Genomic DNA, 26,090 nt, shown 5'->3' on the forward strand with positions numbered 1-26,090 from the left:
GATGACAGATTTAATTAAAAATGCCGAGAAATTTACCTTTGAATTATTCAAAGAAAATTTACCAAACACCTTTATATATCACAACTACAACCACACGCAGCGAGTGGCTAAAAGTACTAAAGAATTAATTGAGAATTCTGAAATTAATGTTAAAGAGGCAGAAGCGCTAATGCTTGCTGCTTGGCTTCATGACACCGGATATACTGTAACCTATGAAGGTCATGAAATGGAGAGCATTAAGATTGCTGAAGACTTTTTAAAAGAACATAATGCAGATACGGAATTAATCAAAATGGTAGTTAGCTGCATAGAAGCAACTCAGATGAATTATACTCCTAAAACAGAGATTCAGGAGATCATTAGAGATGCCGACTCTTCACATTTTGCTAAAGAATATTTTGGAGAGACTAGCGAACTTCTAAGACAAGAACTTAAGCTTTTGAACATTGATAATTTTTCTGAAAAAGAATGGAGACAGGAAAATATAAAAGTATTTACTGAAAAACATAAGTACTATACCAACTATGCTCTTAGGAAATGGCAACCTGAAAAAGAAAGCAACTTGTTAGAAATTTTAGAAGCTCAAAATAAACAACATAAAAAAAATAAGAAAGAAGATACAAAAGCAAAGCTAAAGGCCGAGTATAAGAATAATAATCCTGAGCGTAGTATACAGAGTTTATTTAGAATTACACTTAGAAACCATATTAAACTAAGTGATATTGCAGATACTAAAGCAAACATTTTGCTTTCTGTAAACGCCATTATCATCTCATTGGCACTTTCTAATCTCATTCCCAAATTAGATGCTGTATCCAATAGACACTTATTAATTCCCACTTTGGTTCTTGTAGTTTTTAGTGTGGCATCTATAATCCTGTCAATTATGTCTACAAGGCCTAATGTAACTACCGGAGAATTTACACGAGAACAGGTAGAAACAAGAAAAATCAACCTCTTATTCTTCGGAAATTTTCACAAAATGCCATTTGATCAATTTAAATGGGGCCTTAACGAGATCATAAAAGATAAAGATTATGTATATGAATCTTTAATGTTAGACTTACACCTTTTAGGTAAGGTTTTACATAGAAAATATATGCTACTAAGACTTACCTATACGGTATTTATGGTGGGTATGATATGTTCTGTAATTAGCTTTGTAATTGCTTTTTATTTACTTAAATAATCAACAAGATCTTCATAAGTTATAGACTTATCTGTAGAGGTTTCATCAGGGTGATATAAAATATTTACCCTGATAGCCTTTAATCCAATTACTCCTTGCACATCTTCCAGTTCTAGCAACTCTACATTATCACCCAGATAATCCTTAGTCTGTAAATACTTTATATATCTTAAATATTCTCTTTCATCGCTACTTTGAGAATAAATTATAGCAATTTTACCTTTCTGTGTAATACGCTCTTCGGTATTCTTAATGTAAGCTTTGTCAATTCGCTTTTTAATAATTTCGTACCTGGCATTATAAGTACCATCTACATCAAATTTCTTTTCATCCATTCTATACCTAATAGACAAGGTGCTATTAAAAACTAAGATCATAGAAGCCGCCTCCAATTTCATAGGAGTACTTTTTTGTAGTTGATAGAATCTATTCTCCATTTCTACCATAGTACTCAATTGCCACAATCGTAAATTATATAGATAAACCTTGTTGTAGGGCTTATTAAAAGCCAAAGAAGGTCCTATATACATGTTATGATCTACTCCATCTGTTTTATATCTCTCAAAATAGTGTGGATAGATCTTTTGAGCTTCTATCTGACTCTTATCTAGAAAACGAGCCATCGTTCTATTAATGCGTTGTACCGTTTCATCATATTTTTTACGATGATTGTAAACTACTCCAGTTTCCGGATTAAGTTGATCTTGATACTCATCTACCAATGCTGTTAATTCTTCAGATTGATTAGTTAGATGCTCCATAAGAGGATTAACCTCTCTTTGTAATAAATTGAAAACTTTTTGCTCACTAGAAGCATTTAAATTTTCATGAAGATCATCTTCAAACTCCTTAATTCTAAATCTCACCTGATCGTAAATTGGTAATTCTTCAATTTCGTAGGCCTTGTTTATAATGGTATCTATAAGCTCTAGTTGATGTAAAAGGTCTTTCTGAATAGCTACATTTCGCGCTTCAGAAGAGCCTACAATATCAATTTGTCCGTAAAGAGGATATATATCTTTAAAGGCGATATCTTTGAAAGAGGCAAGACCATCTTCATCTAGATCATTAATAAAATGTTTGGCTTCTTTTTCGAATATCCAGAGTACACTAGGATGAATAGAAGTACACTCACTTTGAATGACCGCTTTTATTCTATTTTCGAACTCATTCCTATTTCTTTCTACCGCAGTAACAATGTACGGCAAGACATCATCCAATTTAATGGCATTTATACTATTAAGTTCATTTTTTCGATATGATACCAGTTCAAGAATCCCTAACAATTCTTTGTCATTGGCAATTGGAGCAAGAATACAACTCTTTACATCATTAGCCTTTAAATTTTGAACGAGTAGATTATTATCATTTAGCTTTGAATATTCATCAATATTAGCAATGGTAAAATAGGTCTGATCTTCAATTAACCTTTGAAATGATGTAGAGCAGATTCCAGTAGTGCAATCGTTCACCAACTTATCATGCAAAATAAAACTGTGAGCATTTTTGGTATTCATACGCTCAAATACCATCTCTCTTTTATTGAAAACAGTAAAGCCTACCCTTAGATCTGAAACTTTATAGATAGATTGAAAGATCTCTTTGAATTTTAATAATTCTTCTTGGTCTGAAGTTTCAGGATGTAAAAGTGTGGTTTTAAGTTCTGAAATTGCGTCATCTACCGTAACATCTATTAGATTTGTAATTGTAAATCCTCTAAATATCCAGCTTAGTGGTGGGAACATTTTTCGCCACAGATCAATATCATCTATATTCTGTATTAAAAGATCTACATCTTCTTCTGTAATATCTATAGCTGTTTCTGTAGGGGTAATATCTATAAAATCTGCATTTAAGGCGATCTTATAATGCTTCAGAATTCCGTTAGCATCAGGAATATCATAATACAAAGGGCGTGAAAAATCTATGGTGTAGCCATAATGATGATTTAGAATTAGGATACATCCATATACATAGAACATATCTTCGTCTAAATTTCTGATAGAAAGTTCAAAATCTTCTCCCGCATTTGCAAGAATCCCTTTTAATCTTTTTGTAGAATTAAAAACGATGTTATGGAAAGGTAGAGAAGCCGCCTTAATCTCATTATTAGTAAGAATATTTGGAAAAAGATCGTCCAATAAAATTCTAATAGCATCCTTATATTTATTCAGATCTTCAGGATCATCCAACCCTTCCACAAGCTTGGGAAAAGAAGATACATAATCCAAAACATCTTCCATATAGCTTTTAGCGATACTGCTATGCTCATTATGGATCAAATCCTTGTATTGATCTATAATTTTATGGAAACTAATTTTAATATCTAAAGGAAAGTCCTGTATCTGATTCTTCATAATTGGTAATATAAGATAAAATTACTATTTCTTTTATCCATGCTACTTCACAGCTTATAAATTAACAATTTTTTATAAAGAACCAATCGTTATCCAAAGCTAGTTACGTACTTTTGCAAAAATAATAAATCAATTTATGAAACAATTCTTATCGCTTATATTACTTGTAAGTATTATAGCATGTAATAATGAAAAAAAAGGGTATTCTATTACTGGAGATGCAACCAATATTGAAGATGGAAAAATGGTTTATATCTCTGAGCTAGATTCCAACCTTCAACCCGTTAAAAAAGATTCGGCTGCCATAAAAGATGGTAATTTTACCATAGACCTTCCTGAGGTTACCCAATCTAATCTTAGTATTTTAAATATTGAAGGTATCAATGGAAATGTGATCTTCATTTCTGAAAATGAAACCATCGATTTTAAAGTTTACAAAGACAGTCTTCAAACCTCTGAAGTTACCGGTGGTAAAGAAAATAAATTGTTCTTCTCTTATTTAGATCACTTAAAAGAACTTAATAAGAAAGTAATGAATTTAAGAATGAAGGGGCGTGAGATCATGACAACTTCTAGAGACACCGCAAAATTAGCAGATCTTGGTAAAGAAGAAGGTGCTCTAAAGGATAATGACATGACCTTTAAAAAGCAATTAGTACAAGAAAACCCAAACATGTTTGTTTCTGTTCTTGTGCTTACAGATATGGCTAATCTTGGAGCTCAAGTAGGGGAAGTAAATGAACTTTATGAGTCACTTTCTAACGACGTTAAGAATACTCCTATTGCCAAAAGCTTAAAAGAAAATTTAGATAAAAGAAATGCAGTAGAAGTTGGAAGCAAAGCTCCAGACTTTACAGCTCCCAACCCAGAAGGCAAAGAGATCTCTTTAAATGAATCTTTAGGTAAAGTAACACTTATAGATTTTTGGGCAGCATGGTGTAAGCCTTGTAGAGCAGAAAATCCAAATGTTGTACGTATCTATGAAAAATACCACGACAAAGGATTTAATATTTTAGGAGTTTCTTTAGATAGAGAAAATCAAAAAGACAAATGGATACAAGCTATAGCAGATGATAAATTAACATGGAACCAAGTATCAAATCTAAAGTTCTGGCAAGATCCTATTGCTCAACTTTACGGAGTGAGAGCTATTCCTGCTCAATTTATCTTAGATGAAAATGGAGTTATTGTAGCCCGAAACTTAAGAGGAGATGAGTTAGAAGCGAAAATTAAAGAGTTATTAGAAAAATAGAATCTTATAATATTTTGAATAAAAAAACCGCAAGAATCAACTTGCGGTTTTTTTTATAAGTGATTTTTCAGGTTTTAGTTTAGTTGAAACCCAACATTTACTTTAGCAGTAACTTCTAACTCCCCTGGAGCGATAGTTTCTTGTTGAGCACCATCTGCACTTGCCTTCATCATTTCATTTGCTCTATACATAGGGGGAAAATTATTAGTTTCTATCTCACTAATAGAAATAGCTTTCCCAATAGTTTGCCCTAATGGTTTTACATATTCTTCAGCTTTCGTTTTAGCATCTAATACCGCTAATTTTCTAGCTTCAGCTTCATATTTCTCCATTTCTGAGGATTTGAACTGCACACCATCGATTCTATTTAAGCCCGCTTTAAGCAGACCGCTCATTATTTTTTCATAATTCTTCAGATCATCCAACTTTATAGATATTGCCTGATTAGCAACATAACTATACGTCTTACTATCATAATTGTAATTCTTATTTAAATTCACATAATCTGTTTGAATGTTCTTTTCTTTCACTCCTTCAGACTTTAGATATTTAATAACCTTATCTACCACTTCATCATTTTGCTTCTTCACCAGTTGTGCATCATCTCCTGTATGCTCGATACGAGATTTAATGGTGACCTGGTCTGGAGTAACCATAACAGATCCTTCTCCCGTAACCATTACCATAGGGGGACTTGGCATTTGTTGAGCTTGCAATGCGAACGTGCTAATTGCTGCAAATAAAATTAAAATTGATTTCATAAGATTGAGTTTTACTGATTTTAAATAAATATTACAATAAGAGTACCAAGCTTAGATCTTTCCTAATTTTTGTAAAATAAATAACACTACAATAGGAATTGCTAGTAGAAAAACCATCAATAGATGCTGCTCTATTACATAAGGTGCCAAAATTAAAGTGATAACATATCCGCCAATTGCACCACCAAAATGGGCATCATGACCTATATTCCCTAATCTTTTCTTCATTCCATAAAGGGTGTACAACAAATAACCAATTCCAAAGATGTAAGCCGGGATTGGTATAATAAAGAACAGTCCTAACATCATATCCGGCCTCAATAAAATTGCAGAGTACAACACTCCCATAACTGCACCACTAGCACCTACGGCAGTATACTCCGGTTCATTCTTATGAAAGAAATAACTTAGCAGGTTTCCAAAGATCAAACTCACTAGGTAGACTAGTAAAAAGCCAATTGGTCCCAGCCAAAATTGAACTACGTTGGCGAAGAAATACAGCGTTAGCATGTTCACGAATAAGTGTGAAGTATCTACATGCAAAAATCCTGAAGTAAAGATTTGATATTTAGCACCCCTATTAATATCTGCAATATTGAATTTATACTTTTCAAAAAAGATAGAATCGTTAAAACCCTTAAATGATATAAGCACGTTTGCTGCTATTATTACAATAGTTACTATACTTAAATCTCCCATACATTCCTGTGTTTAGTGCCAAATATACCATATATTTGCTGAAATTTTTATTGATGCAAGGTTTAGTTTTCTGGCTGGTTTATCCTTTTTTATGGCTAATTTCTATTGCACCGTTCTGGCTATTCTATAAGATCTCAGATCTTATTTACTTTCTCGTGTATCACATTATTGGTTACAGATCTAAAACTGTAAGTGAGAATTTACGTCTTGTTTTTCCTGAAAAATCTGAATCTGAGATAAAGGAGATAAAAAAGAAATTCTACCGTCATATGTGCGATATGTTTCTGGAAATGATAAAGAGCATCTCTATCTCTAATAAGCAACTAAAATCTCGCTTTACCTTTACAAATATAGAGGAGATTGAAAAGATCCTAAAAACTAATAAAAGCATTGTTCTTATCTGTGGACATTATGCCAGTTATGAATGGGTAAATGCATTACAATTATATGGTCTTGATTATAAAGGCTATGGAGTATATAAGAAGATAAAGAATAAATATTTTGACAAAATGGTGAAGGATATTCGCGGAAGATTTGATGGCGAACTTATTACTACCATTCAAGCAACACGCACCATAGAACAAAATCAAGAAAAAGGAAGATTAGGTGTGTATGCGATGATTGCAGATCAATCTCCTAAAATTTCCAGAGCTAAGTACTGGACAGAATTCTTAGGTTACCAGGTTCCTGTATTTATTGGAACAGAAAAGTTAGCCAAAACTACAGATATGGTGGTACTTTATTTACATGTTGTAAAATTGAAAAGAGGCTTTTATGAGGCTACCTTTAAGCCTATCACTTATGAACCGCGGGAAGAGCCAGATTATATGATTACCAATGCTTTCTTAACAGAATTGGAAAAACAGATTAGAAATGAACCGGAATATTATTTATGGACTCATAAGAGATGGAAGCATAGAAATACTCCCATCCCAAATAAAGCCATAATTTTTAAAAGAGACTAAATAAAACTAGGCAATAATAGCCTTGATCTCTTCAATCATTTCTTGAGCAAGATCATCTGCTTTTTGCTGACTTTTTGCTTCTGTATAAATTCTAATAATTGGTTCTGTATTCGATTTTCTCAAATGAACCCAATTTTCTGAAAAATCAATTTTCACCCCATCTACTGTAGAGATCTCTTCTGAATTATGATTGTTCTTTACGGTTTCTAAAATAGCATCTACATCTATTCCTGGAGTCAATTCAATTTTATTCTTACTCATAAAATAAACCGGATATGATTCTTTTAAAGCAGACATGGTAGTTTTTTTCTCAGCAAAATAAGTTAGAAACAATGCTACTCCCACAAGACTATCTCGTCCGTAATGAGATTCTGGATAAATAATACCCCCATTACCTTCTCCTCCAATAATAGCATTTGTATCTTTCATAAGTTGAACAACGTTCACCTCACCAACAGCACTTGCATTATATTTTTGTCCATGTTTTTCAGTTTGATCTCTTAAAGCTCTGGAAGACGATAGATTACTAACTGTAGCTCCAGGAGTTTTGCTAAGTACATAATCTGCACAAGCAACTAAAGTGTATTCTTCACCAAACATCTCCCCTTTTTCATCTATAAAAGCAAGTCTATCTACATCTGGATCTACCACCACACCTAGATCTGCTTTTTCTTTTACTACCAGTTTACTAATATCTCCTAAATGTTCTTTAAGCGGTTCAGGATTATGAGGGAAATGACCATTAGGCTCACAATATAGCTCTACAACTTCAACTCCCATTTTTCTCAACAATGCTGGTATTGCTATACCACCGGTAGAATTAACTGCATCTACAACAACTTTTAAATTTGCTTTGGCAACAGCATCTGCATTTACTAATTTTAGATCAAGAACTTGATCTATATGCCTATCTATGTAATCTTCAATAACGGTAACTTCACCAAGATCATCCACATCTGCAAAATCAAAACCTTCGTTGTCTGCAATTTCTAAGATCTTAGCACCATCATCTCCACTTAAAAACTCTCCTTTATTATTAAGTAATTTTAAAGCATTCCATTGTTTCGGATTGTGACTTGCTGTTAAAATTATTCCTCCGTTAGCCTTCTCTAAAGGGACTGCAATTTCTACTGTAGGAGTTGTAGAAAGTCCTAGATCTATTACATTAATACCAAGACCTATTAAAGTATTCATCACCAACTGTTGGATCATAGAACCTGAAATTCTTGCATCTCTACCAACTACCACCTTAAGTTTCTGATTAGGATGTTCTGTTTTTAACCAACTTCCATACGCCGCCGCAAATTTCACAGCATCTATAGGAGTTAGATTTTCTGAAGGCTTTCCTCCAATAGTTCCACGAATTCCTGATATTGATTTTATTAAACTCATACTTTTAAATTTCTGTTTTTATGATTTCGCAAATATACCAACCTATCCCGCTACACCCCAAAAGTTAACACAAATTAAACTATAATTGCTACCTTGTCGGCATGAACTATCTTGCACATATTTATCTTTCAGGAGAAGATGATGATTTGAAGATCGGCAATTTTATTGCAGACTCTATTAAAGGCAAAAAATATCTTACTTACCCGTTAGAAATTCAAAAAGGCATAGTTCTACACCGGGCTATAGATAGTTTTACAGATTCTCATCCTGTTGTAAAGCAAAGCGTTCATAGACTATTTCCAGAATACAGCCATTACAGCGCCGTAATTATAGACATTTTGTATGATCATTATCTTGCAGCCAATTGGAAAGATTTCTCTGGTATTCCTTTAGATGTTTATGTAAATAATTTTTATCAATTACTTACAAACAGAAAGTCTGATCTACCCAAAAAAGTTCAGAATTTTCTTCCATATATGATAGAGGATAATTGGCTATTAAGCTATGCCAGTATAGAAGGAATTGGAAAAATACTTTTCCAGATGAATAGAAGGACAGAAAATAGATCTAGAATGGATCTTGCTGTAAAAGAATTGAAACTTTATTATGAACTTTTTGAAATAGAGTTTAGAACATTCTTCCCAGAATTGGAACAATTTGCTGCCCAAAAAATAATCACCTTATAACTTCATTAAATGAGAAGATCATTTCTTTTTTTACTCCTAGCTTCATTTGTTGCTTGTAAATCTCCAAAAGTCCCTGAAAATTTTAAAAGTGCTTCTAAAGAATTAGGACTTATTGCAGATAAGGCAATGGTTGTTTCCGCTCGAGAAGAAGCTTCTAAAATTGCGTCAGATATTATGCAACAAGGCGGAAATGCTTTTGATGCTATGGTTGTCACAGAAATGGCATTGGCAGTTAGTTATCCATTTGCCGGTAGTTTAGGTGGTGGAGGTTTTATGGTTTATAGAAAAGCAAATGGAGAAATTGGAAGTTTAGATTTTAGAGAAAAAGCCCCATTAGCTGCTTCCAAGAATATGTATTTAAATAAGGATGGCAATGCAATCCCAGAGAAAAGTCAATTAGGAGCTCTCGCTGTTGGAGTTCCCGGAAATATTGCAGGGATTTTCGCAGCTCATGAGAAGTTAGGATCCTTACCAATTTCTAAATTGCTTGCTCCAGTAATTTCGCTTGCAAGAGAAGGATATGTTGTGACCCAAAAACAAGCTGCTAGCTTCAACGAGTATCTGCCCAAATTTAAAACAGTTAATAATAAAACTATTTTATATTCAAAAATAATAAAAGCAGGAGATACTATAAAGAATATAGCGCTCGCCAATACATTACAGAGAATTTCCGAGAATGGGAGATCTGAGTTTTATGGTGGTGAAACTGGACAAAAATTGGTACAGCTGATTAAAGATCATGGTGGAATTATAACATTAGAGGATCTATTAGCGTATAAAGCTAAATGGAGAACTCCTGTTACCTTTAACTATAAAGGTCTAAAAGTGATCTCGATGGCACCGCCTTCTAGTGGAGGTGTTGCCCTAGCTCAGATCATGAAGATGATAGAACCATATCCGCTAGAAAAATTTGGACATAATCAGCTTCAAACAATTCAAGTTATAACCGAAGCAGAAAGAAGAGCTTATGCAGATAGAAGTTATTATTTAGGTGATCCAGATTTCTACGATGTTCCTTTAGACATTATAACCGGAAATAAGTATTTATTGAATAGAATGAATACTTTCTCTTTTGAAAAAGCAACTCCTTCTTCAGAATTAGAACATGGCGAAATATCTGGATATGAAAGCAATGAAACTACTCATTATTCTATTGTAGACCAATACGGTAATGCCATTGCTGTTACCACTACACTTAACGGAGCGTTTGGCTCTAAACTTTATTCTGAAGAATTAGGATTTTTCCTTAATAATGAAATGGATGATTTTAGTGTGAAGCCTGGTGTGCCAAATATGTTTGGATTAATTGGGGCAGATGCCAATGCGATTGAACCGCAGAAAACAATGTTAAGTTCTATGACCCCCACAATTGTTGAAAAAGACGGAAAATTCTGGATGAGCGTGGGAACTCCAGGAGGCTCTACCATTATTACCTCCGTACTGCAAACAATTCTTAACGTGCATGATTTTGGAATGACAATGCAGGAAGCAGTTAATGCTCCAAGATTTCACCATCAATGGTTACCAGATGAGATTATGTTCGAGCCTAAAGCTTTTAACAAGGACATCCTGCTAGAACTCCAAAGTAAAGGATACAATATAAATGAGAGAGATGCCAGAATTATAGGTAAAGTAGATGGTATCTTAAAAATGCCAAATGGAAAGTTGGAAGGTGGTGCAGATAAACGAGGTGATGATACTGCTGTGGGATTTTAACTTCAAAAAATTTAAAAATAAAAGAGGACCAAATTGGCCCTCTTTTTTTTATGATATACTACGATTTTTAATCTTGAATAACAGAAATATCAAGTCCTGTCATAATTGAAGGATCATTTGAGATATGAATGTTATCTAAAGCAAAATCATTACCGCTTGGCTCTGTATTACCATCAATTAGAGATAACACTAAAGATCCACTGGCATCTGCTTTTACTTTTAATCCTACTTTAACCCATCCATCAGAATAAGTTACAGTAATAATATCTGCTGGATCATCAAGATCAACCCCATCTACACTAGCAGCTAGTACAATATCATTACTAGGACTCGCGCCATTATAAACATTTCTAACTTCAAACGTTACGTAATAATCTGAGTTTGGACAAACATCTGCAAATGTAGTTACAAAATATGCATCTACACCTTCTTCTGTAGATCCGTTCAATATAAACATATTGCCATCATGAGTTTCATTTACCCAATGGTTGTGAACAAAATATGGATTGGTAGTGAAGGTATAAGCTCCTTCATCCCAAAGCGGTGCTGCTGCATCTGGAGATGAACCTGGCACCCATCCTAATGTAGAACGGTAATCATAATTGGTACCGGTTTCCACACTACTATTGTCTAAGAAATCATTATTATCCTGAGAGCTCGCAGTATCATCAAAATCATTCAAATAACTTGTTGGTCTTGAGAAAAGACATGGATCTGAATCATCCTGAAGTCCACAGCTTCCTTCTCTGAAGTGATAATATTTAGTTCTATCAACTCCACCTTCATCTGTGTAAAATAAGGTTTCTACATCTTCTTGAGAGAAAACTCCCATTCTAATTGGTTCTGCACTTCCTGGATTACCTTCAGATTCTACTAAATATAATTCAGCATAATACATATCATTTACATTTTGACGATCTGGTAAAGCTACACATAATGGTTCTGCATAATAATCGTCATTATCATAAGTACCAGTCACATTTACGTATGGATCTTCTTCGTTAAACAAAGGAGTACCTTTTGGATCTTCAGTATTTCCGCTGTAATTCCAAACATCTAATCTAAATTTTGCAGGATAATGACGACCTGTTTCATCGCAATAATTTCCGAATACACAAAGATAGATAGCTCTTACAGTATCAAAATCAAAAAATAGATACCCATATTCATCAGCAAATCTTTCATCATAACACAACACTTCTACGTCTACATATTTTTTAACTCCATTTCTAAGGTCAATGGAAATTGGTAAAGCGGCTGCTACAAAATTTTGGAACATCGCAGGACCATAGTTATCATCCATACGAGGTGCTATATAAATAACATTATCTCCGCTATCCAGTACTGCAAAATACTCTAAAGAGTACATGCCGGCATCTAAAGTTAGTAAGGCAGATTCTTGAGTCATCCAACCTCCATCACCGTTGTCCATAACTGGTACATCAATATATCCTCCAGAAACCCAGGACATAGTTGTAGAATTCATGATTCCAACTCTAATTTTTGCAGGAGCGGCATCAGAACATTCCGGAACATCACTTAAACTTTGTTCTTGTTTCTGTACAGATTTATTGAAATCTTGAAGCATTGCTCCAAATGTTAGACTTACTTGCTCTAAGTTCTCACCGGGAGTATCTGCACTACTCTCATCCTTACTACAGGATGTAAACAACATTGCAAATGCTGCAATGGTCATTAAATAAACTTTGTAATTTTTCATAATGGTTTAGTATTAGTTAATATAAAATAGAATGGTTAATAAAATCTTTGATAGTCCTTCTAAGACCTATATGTTTTTCATTGATTAGAATTTGAAGAATATCCAAATTCCTCAGCAAAACGCCTGTTATAACATAGAACTTCTACCGGAACATAATGCTTTACTCCTTCCCTTATGGGAATATCTAACGGAAGCGATTCTTTTACAAAATTTTGAAATGCAAATGCGCCGTAATTTTCGCTTTTTCTAGGTGTGAGATATAATACTTGCGCATCTACTCCACTTTTATCTAAAACCGCAAAATACTCTAAGGTATATGTATCTACAGAAAGTTCTATTTGATCTGATTCTTGAGCAAACCAAGAATCCAATTCCCCATCATTATTAGTATCTACTCCAGCTTGTTTAATCTTTATATCTATAAAGTGGTCTTCACTATTTTTTAAATGTACCCAGGAACCTTTGCTGTCTTTTAAGGCTACTCTCATAATCAAAGGCCTATTTGGTTTACAATCTGGAATTTCTAATTGAGAAATATCTATTAATTTAGAATTTTCGCTGTTTCGAAGATTACTCAAAATACTTCCGAAGGATATGGAGCCTTTATTTAATTGCTGCTCCGGCTGTATCTGCACCTCCTCTTTTGTACAACTTGTAAGAATAATTGCCAAAACAACTATAATATTTAGATTCCTATAAATTGTATTCATCAGTTCTATTTTAAATTTCATTTAACTGTATTCACTTAGGCACCGATTATCTATCGGTTTTAAAGCAAAAAATAAAAAGTAGGGATATACTAGACGTGGGGGAAAATTATAAGCAAGTATTTATTAAAGTGAATAAAACGCTGCTTTTCTACTAGTCTAATATATAATTATCTTACGTGAGGGAGTATGGGGGAAATCCCCTAATGTTGAAGAATTTGATTAAAGTAATTATCTGAAGGTGAAAATTTTGAGGATGCTCTAAACTTTAACATTTTTAATCTTAACTGAAAGATGCCATCTAATTATACTTAAAATTTGTGAGGAATTTCTACACGAGTGTTTTGTAGAAAAAGTACTTTTACAGTGATATAATGTATCGAAAAACATAGATCTATTGTCTGTATTGCACTTAATTTATTGACTAAAAACAAGTATCTCTTAATTATAAAATAAGGATCATTAAAACTTTTATAAATAACTACAAAAAAAAAGATCGATGAGAAAACTCACCGATCTTATATAAATATATGAAATTAATTATCTAGCATAATACCAGCGACCATCAATGATCTCTACTACTTTCCATCCATAAGCACGAGAATAGTAATACCAAAGGTCATTATGTCTAAGAACCGTCACACCATACAGTGTATAGTACTGTCCGTTAGTATAAGTTGGTGCAGGAGGATTTGGACTTCCACCTTCATTACCTGGATACATACTCTCAATACCTTGCACATCTCCAGAAGATAATCCAGATCTTTGAACGTCATAAAGGCTACCATCTACTTTAGTAATAGTTGGCTGGCCATTACTTGAGAAAGAATATGGTCCATACATCATTATAGAGCTAAAATCTAAATTAGAGGTAAACTCATCTCCACCCATTCCGCTTTGTGCGTAGGTGTCAAAATTACGCTCTCTTCCACTCTGGATATTAGCGTAGTTAACAGTTATTTGACGATCTCTGTCTACTCTACTCTGCTCATGATAAAGTCCAACTGCATGGCCAATCTCATGAATAGTATTTCCGGTACTACAACCTGAAGCAAGAGTAATAACCTGACCTCCTCCTATCATTCCTACGTAAGAAGAACATCCAGATCCTGGGGTAAAATTAATATAGTTAGATTGATTTGATCTTTGAACAAATTTTAATGAGGTGTTTGCCTCCCAGTGTGCAATTGCATCATTAACTCGATCTTGATTTGGTAAGTTACTGTCTATAGTATAATACACAGTATTATTAGGCCACATACCAGAGGTTCTTCCAACACTTTTTTGCTGTGGTTCTTCACCTTTGTTATACACTAAAGTTTCTGCTTGTTTAGACGTCATACTCTTTTTTATAAGAATATCACCTTCATAAACCAGGTCTCCATTAACATTAGCAACACTTATTTTTTGCCCTCCGTAATAGATCTCTGAAATGCTTCCGGCTTCATCTGAATATGCAGCTTCTACATTGGCTAATGTAGATGTGGTTTCTGCAATTTGGGTAGTAGATTGTTCTGTTTCTTCTAATTCGTTAACTGAATCTTTACTACAAGACAGAATTGCTAGAGCAGGTAGTAAATAAAATAAATTCCTTTTTCTCATAAGTAGGGTAAATAATTTTTAATGAACAGGATTTTTTTTTAAACTGTTCGGGGGTTAAAAAAATTTTCTTTTATCACAGTTCCAAAGGTCATTCCAAAAAATAGAGACACTATCAATTCAAAAGTTTAAAAGTCAATAGCTTATGAAATATACTAGTATAGAACTCTCTAAAAGTTTATACTTATAATAAGCACTCGTACTTTTAAAATAACTACCAAAACATGTAATAAAATTAACTAGATGCAACACCGGTGGGGGGAAGAAATACGGTGTATAATTTTAAAGCGATGCGAACATAATAAATTTTATTTAGGTAATCATCATAGATTTAACAACTTAACATAGAAAAGCTGCCCGAAAAGTATTCGGACAGCCTCTTCTATTAACACCTCTAATTATTTAGATAACTAACGGTGATTAATAAAACTAACTCAATGCAACCATCATCCCCCCGGTTGATAGAAGCATTAGAGAAAGTTTTGTAAGAATTAATTATTGTGGTCCAGGAACATCTTCACAGATCACAGCATCTATTGTTATATAGACTGGATAACTATAATTGGCATTAGAAAATGTTAGTGGAATTGCAGCCTGATCACCATTAGATGGAACTATATCATTAGCGCAAAGTGTATGGTAACAATCTGGCAATCTCTCGGTAGAATTTTCATCACTTTGCCATACCTTAACTTTGTAACCTTTGATTTTGTCTGTATCTAAAGGAGTATCTAGCGTAACAACAACATCAGATCCATTAATCTTTACATTAGCAGTTCCAAAAAGTACACTAGGGTTAAGATCTCCCTTGCTTCCTAAAAGCTCTAAATCTGTTTCGCTACTAATCTTATAAATAATGCTCGAATCTTCCAGATCTACAGAAACATTGTAGCATAGACCACTAGTATCTGTAGTAAGTTCACAATCTGAAGATGTACATCCAACAACTACAGGATCTCTCCAACATCCTAATTGTCCTTCTACAGCAACTTGGCCATCCAATCTTAAGGTTGCAGGACAATTATCTTCATCATTAGCTACTCCATCACCATCTATATCGAGATCACAAATATCTCCTATATTATCTCCATCTAGATCTGCCTGATTGCTATTAGAATTTGAAGGGCAATTATCATCACCATTTAGAATTCCATCGTTATCACAATCTGCATCATCATCTTGAAGATCACATTCTCCTCCATTCCCACCACCGGTAGAATCGAACATTGGTGTATCTTCTCCGCACAAACTTCCTTCTCTAAAGTGATAATAAGTATTGTTACCAGATTCTTGATTGTATAGTGCTAATACCTCTGCATCTGTAACTACAAATTGACGTATAACACCCTCATCTGCATCGTAAACATTGTTAAAATCTAACAAGGTTATCTCTATATAATATTCATCTACAACTCCTTTTCTATCTGGTAAAGCTATACAAACTGGTTTTGCGTAGGCATCATTATTATCATAGATTCCTACTTCGTTCATTTGTGCTTCAGATATTAAAGATTCTCCTTTAGGAGATTCCGGATCTCCTGAATATTTCCAGGCATTGATATTGAAATGTGCCGGGAAATGTCTTCCAGATTCGTTACAATAATTCCCAAAGGTGCAGAAGGTAATTACATCCACCGTATTAAAATCAAAAAATAAGTATCCATACTCATCTGCAAAACGCTCATCATAACATATCACTTCTACATCTACATATTTCTTAACTCCAGATCTTAGATCTATACTTATAGGCAAGGCATCATCAACAAAATTTTGGAAATTTGCCGGACCGTAGTCATCATTTTCTCTAGGAGCGATCCATAGTACATTCATTTCTGAATCTAGCACTCCAAAATATTCTAAAGAATAAGTTCCAGCTGTTAATTCCAGATCAGAAGATTCTTTAGTGAACCAGCTTACAACCCCATCATCATTATAATCTCCAGAACCAGCTATGGGTATTTGAATAAAACCACCTTCATCTCCATTTTGTCCTGCAACCCATGTGTCTCCGTTCTTTAAAGCTACTTGTACATATGCCGGCACACCATCAGAACAACTTGGAACATCAGATAGATGTGCTTTTAACTCTGCTCGTTTTGAGACAAAGTCATTTAAAACTGCACCAAATGAAAGAGAAGATAAATTTTTATCTGCATCATCGGTCATATTATTTTCATCCTTACTACAGGATGTAAATAGGAGAGCTATAATAGCCAACCCACTTAAATATTTATTGAAATTTTTCATAATATAATTATTAGAAATATTAGATGATAAAGCATCCAAAGAATGCCAACAAGCTTAATAACTAGATGAACATCTAATATTCGATTTGTTAGAATTAAAAACCTCCTGCAAAATTTTTCTGCAGGAGGTTTAGTTTATTAGTTCAGTTTTTCTAACTCACCGCAGGCAATTGGCAAGAGTGCTTCATAAGAACCGTTTACTGTTTTACCATGTAGAACTATGGCTCTTTTAGTAAGCGGGTTCATTGCACTATTTAATTCTGCCGCAGAAATTAATCCGCCTTGACCTAACATAAAGGTTTCTTGATAATCAATCTCACCAGCAGGACCCATTGCAATAGGTGCAATATCTAGAGGTAATAAAACATTACCGTAAAAAGGAAGTCCTTCTCCCAGAGTTAATATTCCGTCTACTCCAGCAGCATCTGCAGGAGGACAACTTGCATTAGCTCCATCTGCTTTTCCATGAATGTGTTGAGCATGTGGTTTGTCTGCTCCAGATTCTGCACCAATAGCAAGAATACTCACTGTTAATTCATTTCCAAACAATCTTAAGATTGCCGCTCCTTGAACTTTAGAATTGTTCAATGGATCTAGATCTACGCAGTAAAAAGAAGCTTCTACTCCAGGTGTATCAAATATTGGAGGGGTATCCTGTCCTTCACAATCTGATCTAAAGTGATAGTAGGTATTAGTTTCTCCGTTATAAAGTGCTTTTACCTGAGTATCATTAAATACACCATATCTAATTAATTCTCCCGGTCCATCACCATCAAAATCTAATAATCTAATCTCTCCATAATATAGATCTTCTCCATCTCTATCTGGTAAAGCAATACATAATGGCTTAGCATAATCATCTCCATTATCATAAGTACCTACAGTATTCTGTAAAGCTCCATTTGTAAGAGCAGCTCCTTTTGGATTTGCTTCGTCTCCACTATAACTCCAAACTTCCATACTAAAATGTGCTGGAAAGTGTCTTCCACTCTCATCACAGTCATTTCCGAATACACACAATGTAATTGTATCTACATTATTGAAATCAAAGAATAAATAACCATATTCATCTGCAAATCTTTGGTCATAACAAAGAACCTCAACATCTACATATTTTTTCACTCCTAACCTTAGGTCTATACTTAAAGGAAGTGCATTGGTTACAAAACCGGCATAATTAGCAGGACCATAATCATCATCGCTTCTTGGTGCGATCCAAAGCACATTATCTGCTGCATCAAGCACTGCAAAATATTCTAACATATATGTTCCGGCGTCTAGAGTAAGATCGCTAGACTCTTGAGTCATCCACCCTCCATCTCCATTTGGAATTATAGGAATTTCAATAAACCCACCTTCATCACCATCTGCCCCAGATACCCATGACCCATTTTGCATAAGTGCAACTCTAATTTTAGTAGGTGCTCCATCAGAACAGCTAGGAACGTCCCCGGTTAAAGGAGCTTTGGAAACAGCTTTAGTGGCTGTAAAATCATTTAGGACTGCCGCAAAAGATATTGATGTCTTTCCTTCCGGGTTGTCTGCCATAGAGCTTTCATCTTTAGTACAAGAGGAAAACAGCAGTGCAATTATGGCTAAGAAGCCAAAATAAAGTTTAATTTTTTTCATGACACATAGTTTTTAGTTAATAATTAAGAATGGTTAATAAAAGAAGCTTATGCTATCAATTCATAGAACTGATTTTATTTACTAATTGCCTGAGTGTTGTGATATACTAACTCGGTATGATTTATAACTGATTTACTGTTGGGCACAGACATCTGCATGTACTGCCACCCAGAATTCTCCATCTCCAGAATATTTAAAATTGTATATGTTTGGATCTACTGATGATGGGTCTGGATCTATAATACCATCTGAGTCTGGAAGTTTATCGAATTGACCAGGTGCATCTGTAACAGGCATATTATCACTAGTATAAATATGAATTAGCTTCAGATCTATACCTCCTAAAGATTCAACACTTATAATGATATTAGATCCTTCAGCAGTAATCACTGCTGTACCTACCAATTTTTCAGGGCCTATCTTATTATTTCCTGCTCCGGCATAAATATTAAATGAAGTATTATTTTGAGTTTGCACAGAGAAAAGTTCTGCCCATCCCCATTTAGCACTTACATTTAACCCATCATCATCTTTTTTAGTCCATGTATGGTCTCCAAACATCCAGGCAGTATTACAAGAATCTCCATTTGTAATAGGGCATCCATTATTACTCTCCGGTCCTGGGACTGTCTTACATTCATCTTTACAATCTGGAATACCATCGTTATCTTGATCTAAATTATCATCTACATCAGGGCATTCATCACATGCATCCCCAATACCATCAGCATCGCTATCTAGCTGTGCTGGATTATAGGTATTTAGGCAATTATCAATCTCGTCTTCTATCCCATCGCAATCAGAATCATTATCTGCACAAGGCTCATCCTCACATCCTTCTCGGAAATGATAATAGGAAGAATTACCATTATCATTGTATAGTGCAAGCACCTCTGCATCTGTAATTGTAAAGCTTTGTTTTAAACCTTCTGGAGCATCATAAGCCCCATCAAAATCTAGAATTGTGATCTCTATGTAATATGTATCTATACCTGTTCTATCTGGTAATGCTATACACGATGGTTTCGCATATGCCTCAATGGGAGTATCATAAAATCCTGTTGAGTTAATCAAGGCACCATTTGTTAAAGCAAAACCTTTAGGATCATTAGGTTCTCCACTAAAGGTCCACGCTTCTAAACTAAATCTCGCCGGAAAGTGGATCACTTCTTCATTGCAATAATTTCCAAATACACAAAGTGTAATAGTCTCTACGGTGGTAAAATCAAAAAACAGATATCCATATTCATCTGCCATTCTTTGATCATAGCACAAAACTTCTACATCTACGTATTTCTTTACTCCTGCTCTAAGATCAATTTCTATTGGAAGTGGAGAACTCACAAAGGCCGCAAAATTTGAGGGTCCATATACATCATTAGACCTAGGGGCTATCCATAAAGTTGTATTATTCGCATCAAGAACAGCAAAATATTCTAAGGTATAAGTATCTTCTGGAAGCTCCAATTCTTCTACTTCATTGGTTATCCATCCATCTCCATCAGAAATCATGGAAATTTCTATATAGTTCCCAAGGTCTCCATCTCTACCTGCAACCCATGCACCTAAAGAATTCTTTAATGCTACTCTAACTTTAGTAGGAATTGTTTCAGAACATTCCGGAACATCGCCAGTTACACCTTGCTTTAAAGCAGCTCTGGTAGCTTCAAAATCTTTTAATAAGGTACTAAATGAGATAGACGCAAGATTTGAAGAATCGATCACACCACTTTGCTCATCTTTACTACAAGAAGAAAAAAACATGATTAAACATACCGAAATGGTAATACAGAGTTTAAATTTTTTCATAATCAGATTAGCATTAGATAATGATATTTAGAATGGTCTATAGTTGAAATAATTTATCTTATTGAGATAAATATTAATATTAAATTATAAAGATTTGGGATTTTTAAGACTCACTTAGGGTAGCGGGGCTAGTCTTATTACAGTAAATGTAATTTCAAAATGTAGGATATGGTATAGGGGAAATCACTTATATTTTAATGTTCCATTAAGCATGACTAACATCAATAAGATTGTGATTAATAGCGTATATGATACTTTCTAAGATAGTTTCAGAATTTGTTCTCTTAATGATATTGGCTCTATGCTTTTCTATAGTTTTTGGAGAAATGAACAAGCGTTCTGAAATATCTTTGGTCTTATATCCTTTGCATAATAATTGAATGATCTCTTTCTCTCTAGAGGTAAAACTATAATTGGTTAATTGACTATTTTCTTCAAAACAGGTATTTACCATTTCACAAATACTTCCAATTTCTTCCTTAACGTAAGTATCGTCTTCGGTAAATTGTATCATCATTATATACTGGCCTTGCAGCATTTTATCTAGCTTGGAAAAGCTGATTTTAGCATTTCTAATTTTATGATCTCCAAGCCTTAATGCGGTTCTGGTAGTAGCTTGCATATGCTTACCTCGAGCAAAATTTCTTAAACTTGCCTTTACTTTCGTTTTATTCTCACAGTTTACAAAATCAGTCAATTTTACACCATCTGCGCTGTCAATTTTAAAAGTTTGCTTAAAAGAATCATTCATAGAAACTATTACTTCCTGCTGTAAAAGCACCACAGGATTATTTAATAGGTTGAACAACCCTAAAAATGCATCCTTCCAGTAATTAGAAAGTGATAGATTTGCATAAACTTGATCTATTAAACGTTCACTTAGAGCTGTAGAAGACGCTGCATCATAAAAGATATCATCTAAAAGAGGTTTATAATTAAGATCTATCTCTGCCTTATCTAAAATATTGGCATACATAATTAACCAACTCTTATTCAGAAAATGTGTAGACTTGAAATTCTCCAAATTCTTTAGATCCTGAGTTGTAAAAGAGGTCTGGTCTATAAGAATTATATCTGGTAATAATTTTAAAGCTAATGTATAAGCTGTATGCATAGAACTTACCACGTTCACTTCAAAATATCTACTTAGACCTTCCTGTAATTCACTAATAATTTCTTGCTTATTACTAATGAAAATTAGTTGCTTTTTCTCTGTTCTCATCTTCAAATTTTTTAACAATAAAGATTCCTTACCTTTTAGGTTGATAAACTTCAGATTTGGGCGAATTTTCTTTAATACCATCAGGGCAGATGACATTAAAATTTTCAGGGGGAAAATTGACTATTAAAATAAACGATATCGTAATATATAGTTTGAGCTGGGGAAAACCTTTCAGAAATCTTCAGATTCTTAAAAGGATAGCTCTTTTAGGGATTTTAAATATAGGGGATTCTACCCATTGGAACCAAAAAGTTCTCGTAATATTATCCTTACAAATAGGAGTTAATTCTCTCGTTATAAACGTATTAGAATCAGATAAAAGAAATGCGATCTCTGCTTTTTCCTATCAAAAAATTGCAATTTATTTATCTTTTAAACTAATTTGAGACAGGGTCTTCCTGAAGTAAATATACAAGTTTAAACTAAAAATTTTACCTATAAATTAACAGCTGCTAATTGAGGGTTACTTTTTAGTTTGCAACAGTTTAGGTACCTTTGCCCCCTTGAAAGAAAATATGGCTAGAGCTGAAGAAAATATTGAAGTATTAGGGGCCAGGGTTCATAATTTAAAAAATATTGATGTAACCATTCCCCGAGAAAAATTAGTGGTTATTACAGGACTTTCAGGTTCTGGAAAATCGTCTTTAGCATTTGATACTATTTATGCTGAAGGCCAGAGAAGATATATTGAAACATTCTCTGCTTATGCAAGACAATTCTTAGGAGGTTTAGAAAGACCGGATGTAGATAAAATTGAAGGATTATCACCGGTAATTGCTATAGAGCAAAAAACCACCAGCAAAAACCCTCGAAGTACCGTTGGAACTATTACAGAGATCTATGATTTCTTAAGGTTGTTATTTGCGAGAACTGCAGATGCTTATAGTTACAACACCGGGGAGAAAATGGTGAGCTATACAGATGAGCAGATAAAAAATCTTATTATAGAAGATTTTAAGGATAAAAGAATAAGCATACTAGCTCCCGTAATAAGATCGAGAAAAGGGCATTATCGTGAACTCTTTGAGCAAATTGCCAAAATGGGATTTGTAAAAGTGCGAACAGATGGAGAGATTCGAGATATTGTTAAGGGAATGAAACTCGACAGGTATAAAACCCATGAGATCGAGATTGTAATAGACAGACTTAAGATTGATGATAGTGTTCAAAATCAGAAGAGATTAGAAGAAAGCATCAATACTGCCATGTACCATGGAGATGATGTTCTAATGATCATGGAACAGGATTCTGGAGAAATACGTTATTTTAGTAGGAATTTGATGTGTCCTACTACCGGTATCTCCTATCCTAATCCAGAGCCAAATAATTTCTCTTTCAATTCTCCAAAGGGTGCTTGTCCAACTTGTAATGGTATTGGGACACTTCATAAGGTGAATATAGACAAGCTCATTCCAGATGCTTCAAAATCTATTAAGAAAGGAGCATTAGCGCCACACGGACCTCAGAAAAAGAACTGGGTTTTCTCACAACTAGAACTTATTGCAGAACGGTTTGACTTCTCTTTAGCAGATGCTGTAAGTACCATCCCTGCAGATGCGATGAACATGATCTTATATGGAGGGAAAGAAAAATTTTCCAAGGAGTCTAAAAGTATAGGGATTACCAGAGATTTTAAAATTGATTTTGAAGGGATTGCTACTTTTATTGAAACTACCTATCATAATAACGATTCTACTTCTTTAAAGAGGTGGGCAAAAGAATATATGGACAAGATAGAATGTCCAGATTGCAATGGTTCCAGATTAAGAAAGGAATCGCTGTATTTTAAGATCGAAGATCAAAACATAGCAGAGCTAGCATCTAAAGACATTGTAGATCTTGCAGATTGGTTTAAAGATCTTGATGCTAAACTTACAGAAAAACAGCTAGCTATAGCTACAGAAGTTATAAAAGAGATCAAAACGAGATTGCAATTCTTAGTAGATGTGGGTCTTACCTATTTATCTTTAAATAGAGGTTCTAAATCTTTATCTGGAGGAGAAGCGCAAAGAATAAGACTAGCTACACAAATTGGTTCTCAACTGGTGGGTGTGCTTTATATTTTAGATGAACCTAGTATTGGGCTGCACCAACGAGATAATGAGAAACTTATCAATTCTCTGGTTGCCTTAAGAGACATAGGTAATTCTGTTATAGTTGTAGAGCACGATAAAGACATGATAGAAAGAGCAGATCATGTTATAGATATAGGTCCGAGAGCTGGAAAACACGGAGGAGAAATAATTAGCCAGGGAACTCCAGAAGAGATCATGAAACATGATACCATTACGGCTGCATATCTTAATGGAACCATGAAAATGGAAATTCCGGATAAGAGAAGGAAAGGAAACGGAAAAACGTTAGAACTTAAAGGAGCCACCGGTAATAATCTTAAAAATGTATCTATAAAAATCCCTTTAGGAAAAATGATCGCGGTTACCGGTGTTTCAGGAAGTGGAAAATCTACGCTTATTAATGAAACGCTATATCCTATAATGAACGCTCATTATTTTAACGGCGTAAAGGTTCCAAAGCCTTACAGGAGTATTAAGGGATTAGAACACTTAGATAAAGTTATAGATATCAATCAAACGCCAATTGGAAGAACTCCGCGTTCTAACCCGGCTACGTATACTGGAGTATTTTCTGAAGTGAGAAATCTTTTCGCAAAAACTCCAGAAGCTATGATTCGCGGTTACAAACCTGGAAGATTTAGTTTTAATGTAAAAGGAGGTAGATGTGAAACTTGTAAAGGTGGCGGGTTACGAGTTATAGAAATGAATTTTCTTCCTGATGTTTATGTAGAATGTGAAACCTGCCAAGGAAAAAGATTTAACAGGGAAACGCTAGAGATTAGGTATAAGGGAAAATCTATTTCTGATGTGCTGGAGATGACCATTAATGAAGCTACTAGCTTTTTTGAATTGATTCCGAAGATCTACAGAAAAGTAAAGACCATACAGGATGTTGGTCTTGGATATATTACATTAGGGCAACAAAGTACTACGCTCTCTGGAGGAGAGGCGCAACGTATTAAATTAGCTACAGAACTTTCAAAAAGAGATACCGGAAATACTTTTTATATTCTTGATGAACCAACTACCGGATTACATTTTGAAGATATACGTGTTTTAATGGATGTTTTGAATACATTAGCAAACAAAGGAAACACTGTGTTGATCATAGAACATAATATGGATGTTATTAAAATGGCAGATCATATTATAGACATTGGTTACGAAGGTGGCAAAAATGGTGGTAAGGTACTTGTAACAGGAACTCCTGAAGAAGTTGCCAAACATAAAAAGAGCTACACCGCTCATTTTCTTAGAAAAGAATTAAATTAAAACTTAGATTTTGAATAAAGACTTGATGAATACAAAGCAAGGCAATAAAGCCTGGAACGAAATTAGAACCAACGATTCTTGGGCCATTTTTAAAATAATGGGAGAATTTGTAAAAGGTTATGAAAAACTTAGTCAGATTGGTCCATGTGTATCCATTTTTGGATCTGCAAGAACAAAACCAGATCAAAAATATTACAAGCTAACAGAACGTATCGCGCAAAAAATTGTAGATCACGGTTATGGTGTAATTACTGGTGGTGGACCAGGGATCATGGAAGCAGGAAATAAAGGAGCACATCTTGGAGGAGGAACTTCTGTTGGTTTAAATATAGACCTACCGTTCGAACAACACGATAATCCTTATATAGATCAGGATAAAAGCTTAGATTTTGATTACTTTTTTGTTAGAAAAGTAATGTTCGTAAAATACTCTCAGGGTTTTGTTGTTATGCCAGGAGGATTTGGAACTTTAGATGAATTATTTGAAGCTATTACACTAATACAAACTAATAAAATAGATAAATTTCCTATTATTCTTGTAGGTACAGATTTTTGGGGTGGCCTAATAGATTGGGTTAGATCTACACTTTTAGATACTTTTGAAAATATAAGTGCTGGAGATATGGATCTTGTTCAAGTGGTAGATACAGAAGATGAGGTTATAGACATTTTAGATAAATTCTATGATGAATATAATCTAAGTCCTAATTTCTAAATTTTTAGTATAGGTTGTTAGCAAGCTAAATTGCTTTAATTATCTTTAATTTCAATTTATATTACTAATAAATTAATGC

At 34.1% G+C, this 26,090-nt stretch carries 19 protein-coding genes; 8 read left to right on the forward strand and 11 right to left on the reverse strand.

Features of this window, described 5'->3' with window-relative positions; translation table 11 throughout:
• Nucleotide 1: 1 nt before the first annotated feature.
• Nucleotides 2–1,189, forward strand: a complete 1,188-nt coding sequence (locus tag BLT84_RS15265) for a Pycsar system effector family protein (protein WP_091267593.1) — start codon at nt 2–4, stop codon at nt 1,187–1,189.
• Here the strand turns inward: BLT84_RS15265 and BLT84_RS15270 are convergent.
• Nucleotides 1,174–3,546 carry a GAF domain-containing protein gene (locus tag BLT84_RS15270; protein WP_091267597.1) on the reverse strand — a complete coding sequence of 791 codons (2,373 nt, stop codon included), beginning with the start codon at nt 3,544–3,546 and terminating at the stop codon, nt 1,174–1,176. The two genes, BLT84_RS15265 and BLT84_RS15270, sit on opposite strands and share 16 nt — an antisense overlap.
• A gap of 136 nt (nt 3,547–3,682) precedes the next feature.
• Here BLT84_RS15270 and BLT84_RS15275 point away from each other — a divergent pair, with 136 nt between their 5' ends.
• The gene (locus tag BLT84_RS15275) at nt 3,683–4,798 is read left to right on the forward strand and encodes a TlpA disulfide reductase family protein (RefSeq protein WP_034888085.1); all 1,116 of its coding nucleotides are present in this window, start codon (nt 3,683–3,685) and stop codon (nt 4,796–4,798) included.
• A 74-nt stretch (nt 4,799–4,872) separates the two neighbouring features.
• Here BLT84_RS15275 and BLT84_RS15280 read toward each other — a convergent pair whose 3' ends face one another.
• On the reverse strand, nt 4,873–5,559 hold the full coding sequence (locus BLT84_RS15280) for an SIMPL domain-containing protein (RefSeq protein ID WP_034888083.1): 687 nt from the start codon (nt 5,557–5,559) through the stop codon (nt 4,873–4,875).
• Between the two features lie 51 nt (nt 5,560–5,610).
• Nucleotides 5,611–6,258, reverse strand: coding sequence for a rhomboid family intramembrane serine protease (locus BLT84_RS15285; RefSeq protein WP_034888081.1), 648 nt, complete (start codon nt 6,256–6,258; stop codon nt 5,611–5,613).
• 53 nt (nt 6,259–6,311) lie between these two features.
• Here BLT84_RS15285 and BLT84_RS15290 point away from each other — a divergent pair, with 53 nt between their 5' ends.
• Nucleotides 6,312–7,223 carry a lysophospholipid acyltransferase family protein gene (locus tag BLT84_RS15290; protein ID WP_091267601.1) on the forward strand — a complete coding sequence of 304 codons (912 nt, stop codon included), beginning with the start codon at nt 6,312–6,314 and terminating at the stop codon, nt 7,221–7,223.
• Between the two features lie 6 nt (nt 7,224–7,229).
• Here the strand turns inward: BLT84_RS15290 and glmM are convergent, their stop codons facing one another.
• Complete coding sequence (gene glmM, locus BLT84_RS15295; RefSeq protein WP_091267604.1) at nt 7,230–8,615, reverse strand: phosphoglucosamine mutase; 1,386 nt, start codon at nt 8,613–8,615, stop codon at nt 7,230–7,232.
• 101 nt (nt 8,616–8,716) lie between these two features.
• On the opposite strand from glmM, the gene BLT84_RS15300 reads away from it, so the two are divergent.
• Nucleotides 8,717–9,301: an ACP phosphodiesterase gene (locus BLT84_RS15300; RefSeq protein WP_091267607.1), complete on the forward strand. Its 585-nt coding sequence runs from the start codon at nt 8,717–8,719 to the stop codon at nt 9,299–9,301.
• A 9-nt stretch (nt 9,302–9,310) separates the two neighbouring features.
• Nucleotides 9,311–11,017, forward strand: coding sequence for a gamma-glutamyltransferase (gene ggt, locus BLT84_RS15305; RefSeq protein ID WP_091267610.1), 1,707 nt, complete (start codon nt 9,311–9,313; stop codon nt 11,015–11,017).
• A 67-nt stretch (nt 11,018–11,084) separates the two neighbouring features.
• On the opposite strand, the gene BLT84_RS15310 is transcribed toward ggt, so the two are convergent.
• The 7 genes from BLT84_RS15310 to BLT84_RS15340 all read right to left on the reverse strand — a co-directional run bounded on the left by BLT84_RS15310 (nt 11,085) and on the right by BLT84_RS15340 (nt 21,949).
• Nucleotides 11,085–12,737, reverse strand: coding sequence for a hypothetical protein (locus BLT84_RS15310; RefSeq protein WP_091267613.1), 1,653 nt, complete (start codon nt 12,735–12,737; stop codon nt 11,085–11,087).
• Nucleotides 12,738–12,814: 77 nt separating this feature from the next.
• Nucleotides 12,815–13,447, reverse strand: a complete 633-nt coding sequence (locus tag BLT84_RS15315) for a hypothetical protein (RefSeq protein ID WP_091267615.1) — start codon at nt 13,445–13,447, stop codon at nt 12,815–12,817.
• 537 nt (nt 13,448–13,984) lie between these two features.
• The gene (locus tag BLT84_RS15320) at nt 13,985–15,046 is read right to left on the reverse strand and encodes a M12 family metallopeptidase (protein ID WP_091267618.1); all 1,062 of its coding nucleotides are present in this window, start codon (nt 15,044–15,046) and stop codon (nt 13,985–13,987) included.
• Nucleotides 15,047–15,538: 492 nt separating this feature from the next.
• Nucleotides 15,539–17,290 carry a thrombospondin type 3 repeat-containing protein gene (locus BLT84_RS16355; RefSeq protein WP_091267621.1) on the reverse strand — a complete coding sequence of 584 codons (1,752 nt, stop codon included), beginning with the start codon at nt 17,288–17,290 and terminating at the stop codon, nt 15,539–15,541.
• Nucleotides 17,291–17,427: 137 nt separating this feature from the next.
• Nucleotides 17,428–18,918 (reverse strand): hypothetical protein, encoded by a 1,491-nt coding sequence (locus tag BLT84_RS15330; RefSeq protein ID WP_051931115.1) that lies wholly within the window; start codon nt 18,916–18,918, stop codon nt 17,428–17,430.
• A gap of 132 nt (nt 18,919–19,050) precedes the next feature.
• Entirely contained in the window at nt 19,051–20,727 is a 1,677-nt protein-coding gene (locus tag BLT84_RS15335; protein WP_197676596.1) for a thrombospondin type 3 repeat-containing protein, read from the reverse strand.
• Between the two features lie 205 nt (nt 20,728–20,932).
• On the reverse strand, nt 20,933–21,949 hold the full coding sequence (locus BLT84_RS15340) for a response regulator transcription factor (RefSeq protein ID WP_091268258.1): 1,017 nt from the start codon (nt 21,947–21,949) through the stop codon (nt 20,933–20,935).
• 56 nt (nt 21,950–22,005) lie between these two features.
• Here BLT84_RS15340 and BLT84_RS15345 point away from each other — a divergent pair, with 56 nt between their 5' ends.
• The 3 genes from BLT84_RS15345 to BLT84_RS15355 all read left to right on the forward strand — a co-directional run bounded on the left by BLT84_RS15345 (nt 22,006) and on the right by BLT84_RS15355 (nt 26,011).
• On the forward strand, nt 22,006–22,335 hold the full coding sequence (locus BLT84_RS15345) for a hypothetical protein (RefSeq protein ID WP_157717956.1): 330 nt from the start codon (nt 22,006–22,008) through the stop codon (nt 22,333–22,335).
• A 129-nt stretch (nt 22,336–22,464) separates the two neighbouring features.
• Nucleotides 22,465–25,296: an excinuclease ABC subunit UvrA gene (uvrA, locus tag BLT84_RS15350; protein ID WP_091268260.1), complete on the forward strand. Its 2,832-nt coding sequence runs from the start codon at nt 22,465–22,467 to the stop codon at nt 25,294–25,296.
• Nucleotides 25,297–25,321: 25 nt separating this feature from the next.
• Entirely contained in the window at nt 25,322–26,011 is a 690-nt protein-coding gene (locus tag BLT84_RS15355; protein ID WP_034888053.1) for a TIGR00730 family Rossman fold protein, read from the forward strand.
• Nucleotides 26,012–26,090 lie beyond the last annotated feature (79 nt).

The organism is Gillisia sp. Hel1_33_143 (assembly GCF_900104765.1).
GTDB lineage: Bacteria > Bacteroidota > Bacteroidia > Flavobacteriales > Flavobacteriaceae > Gillisia.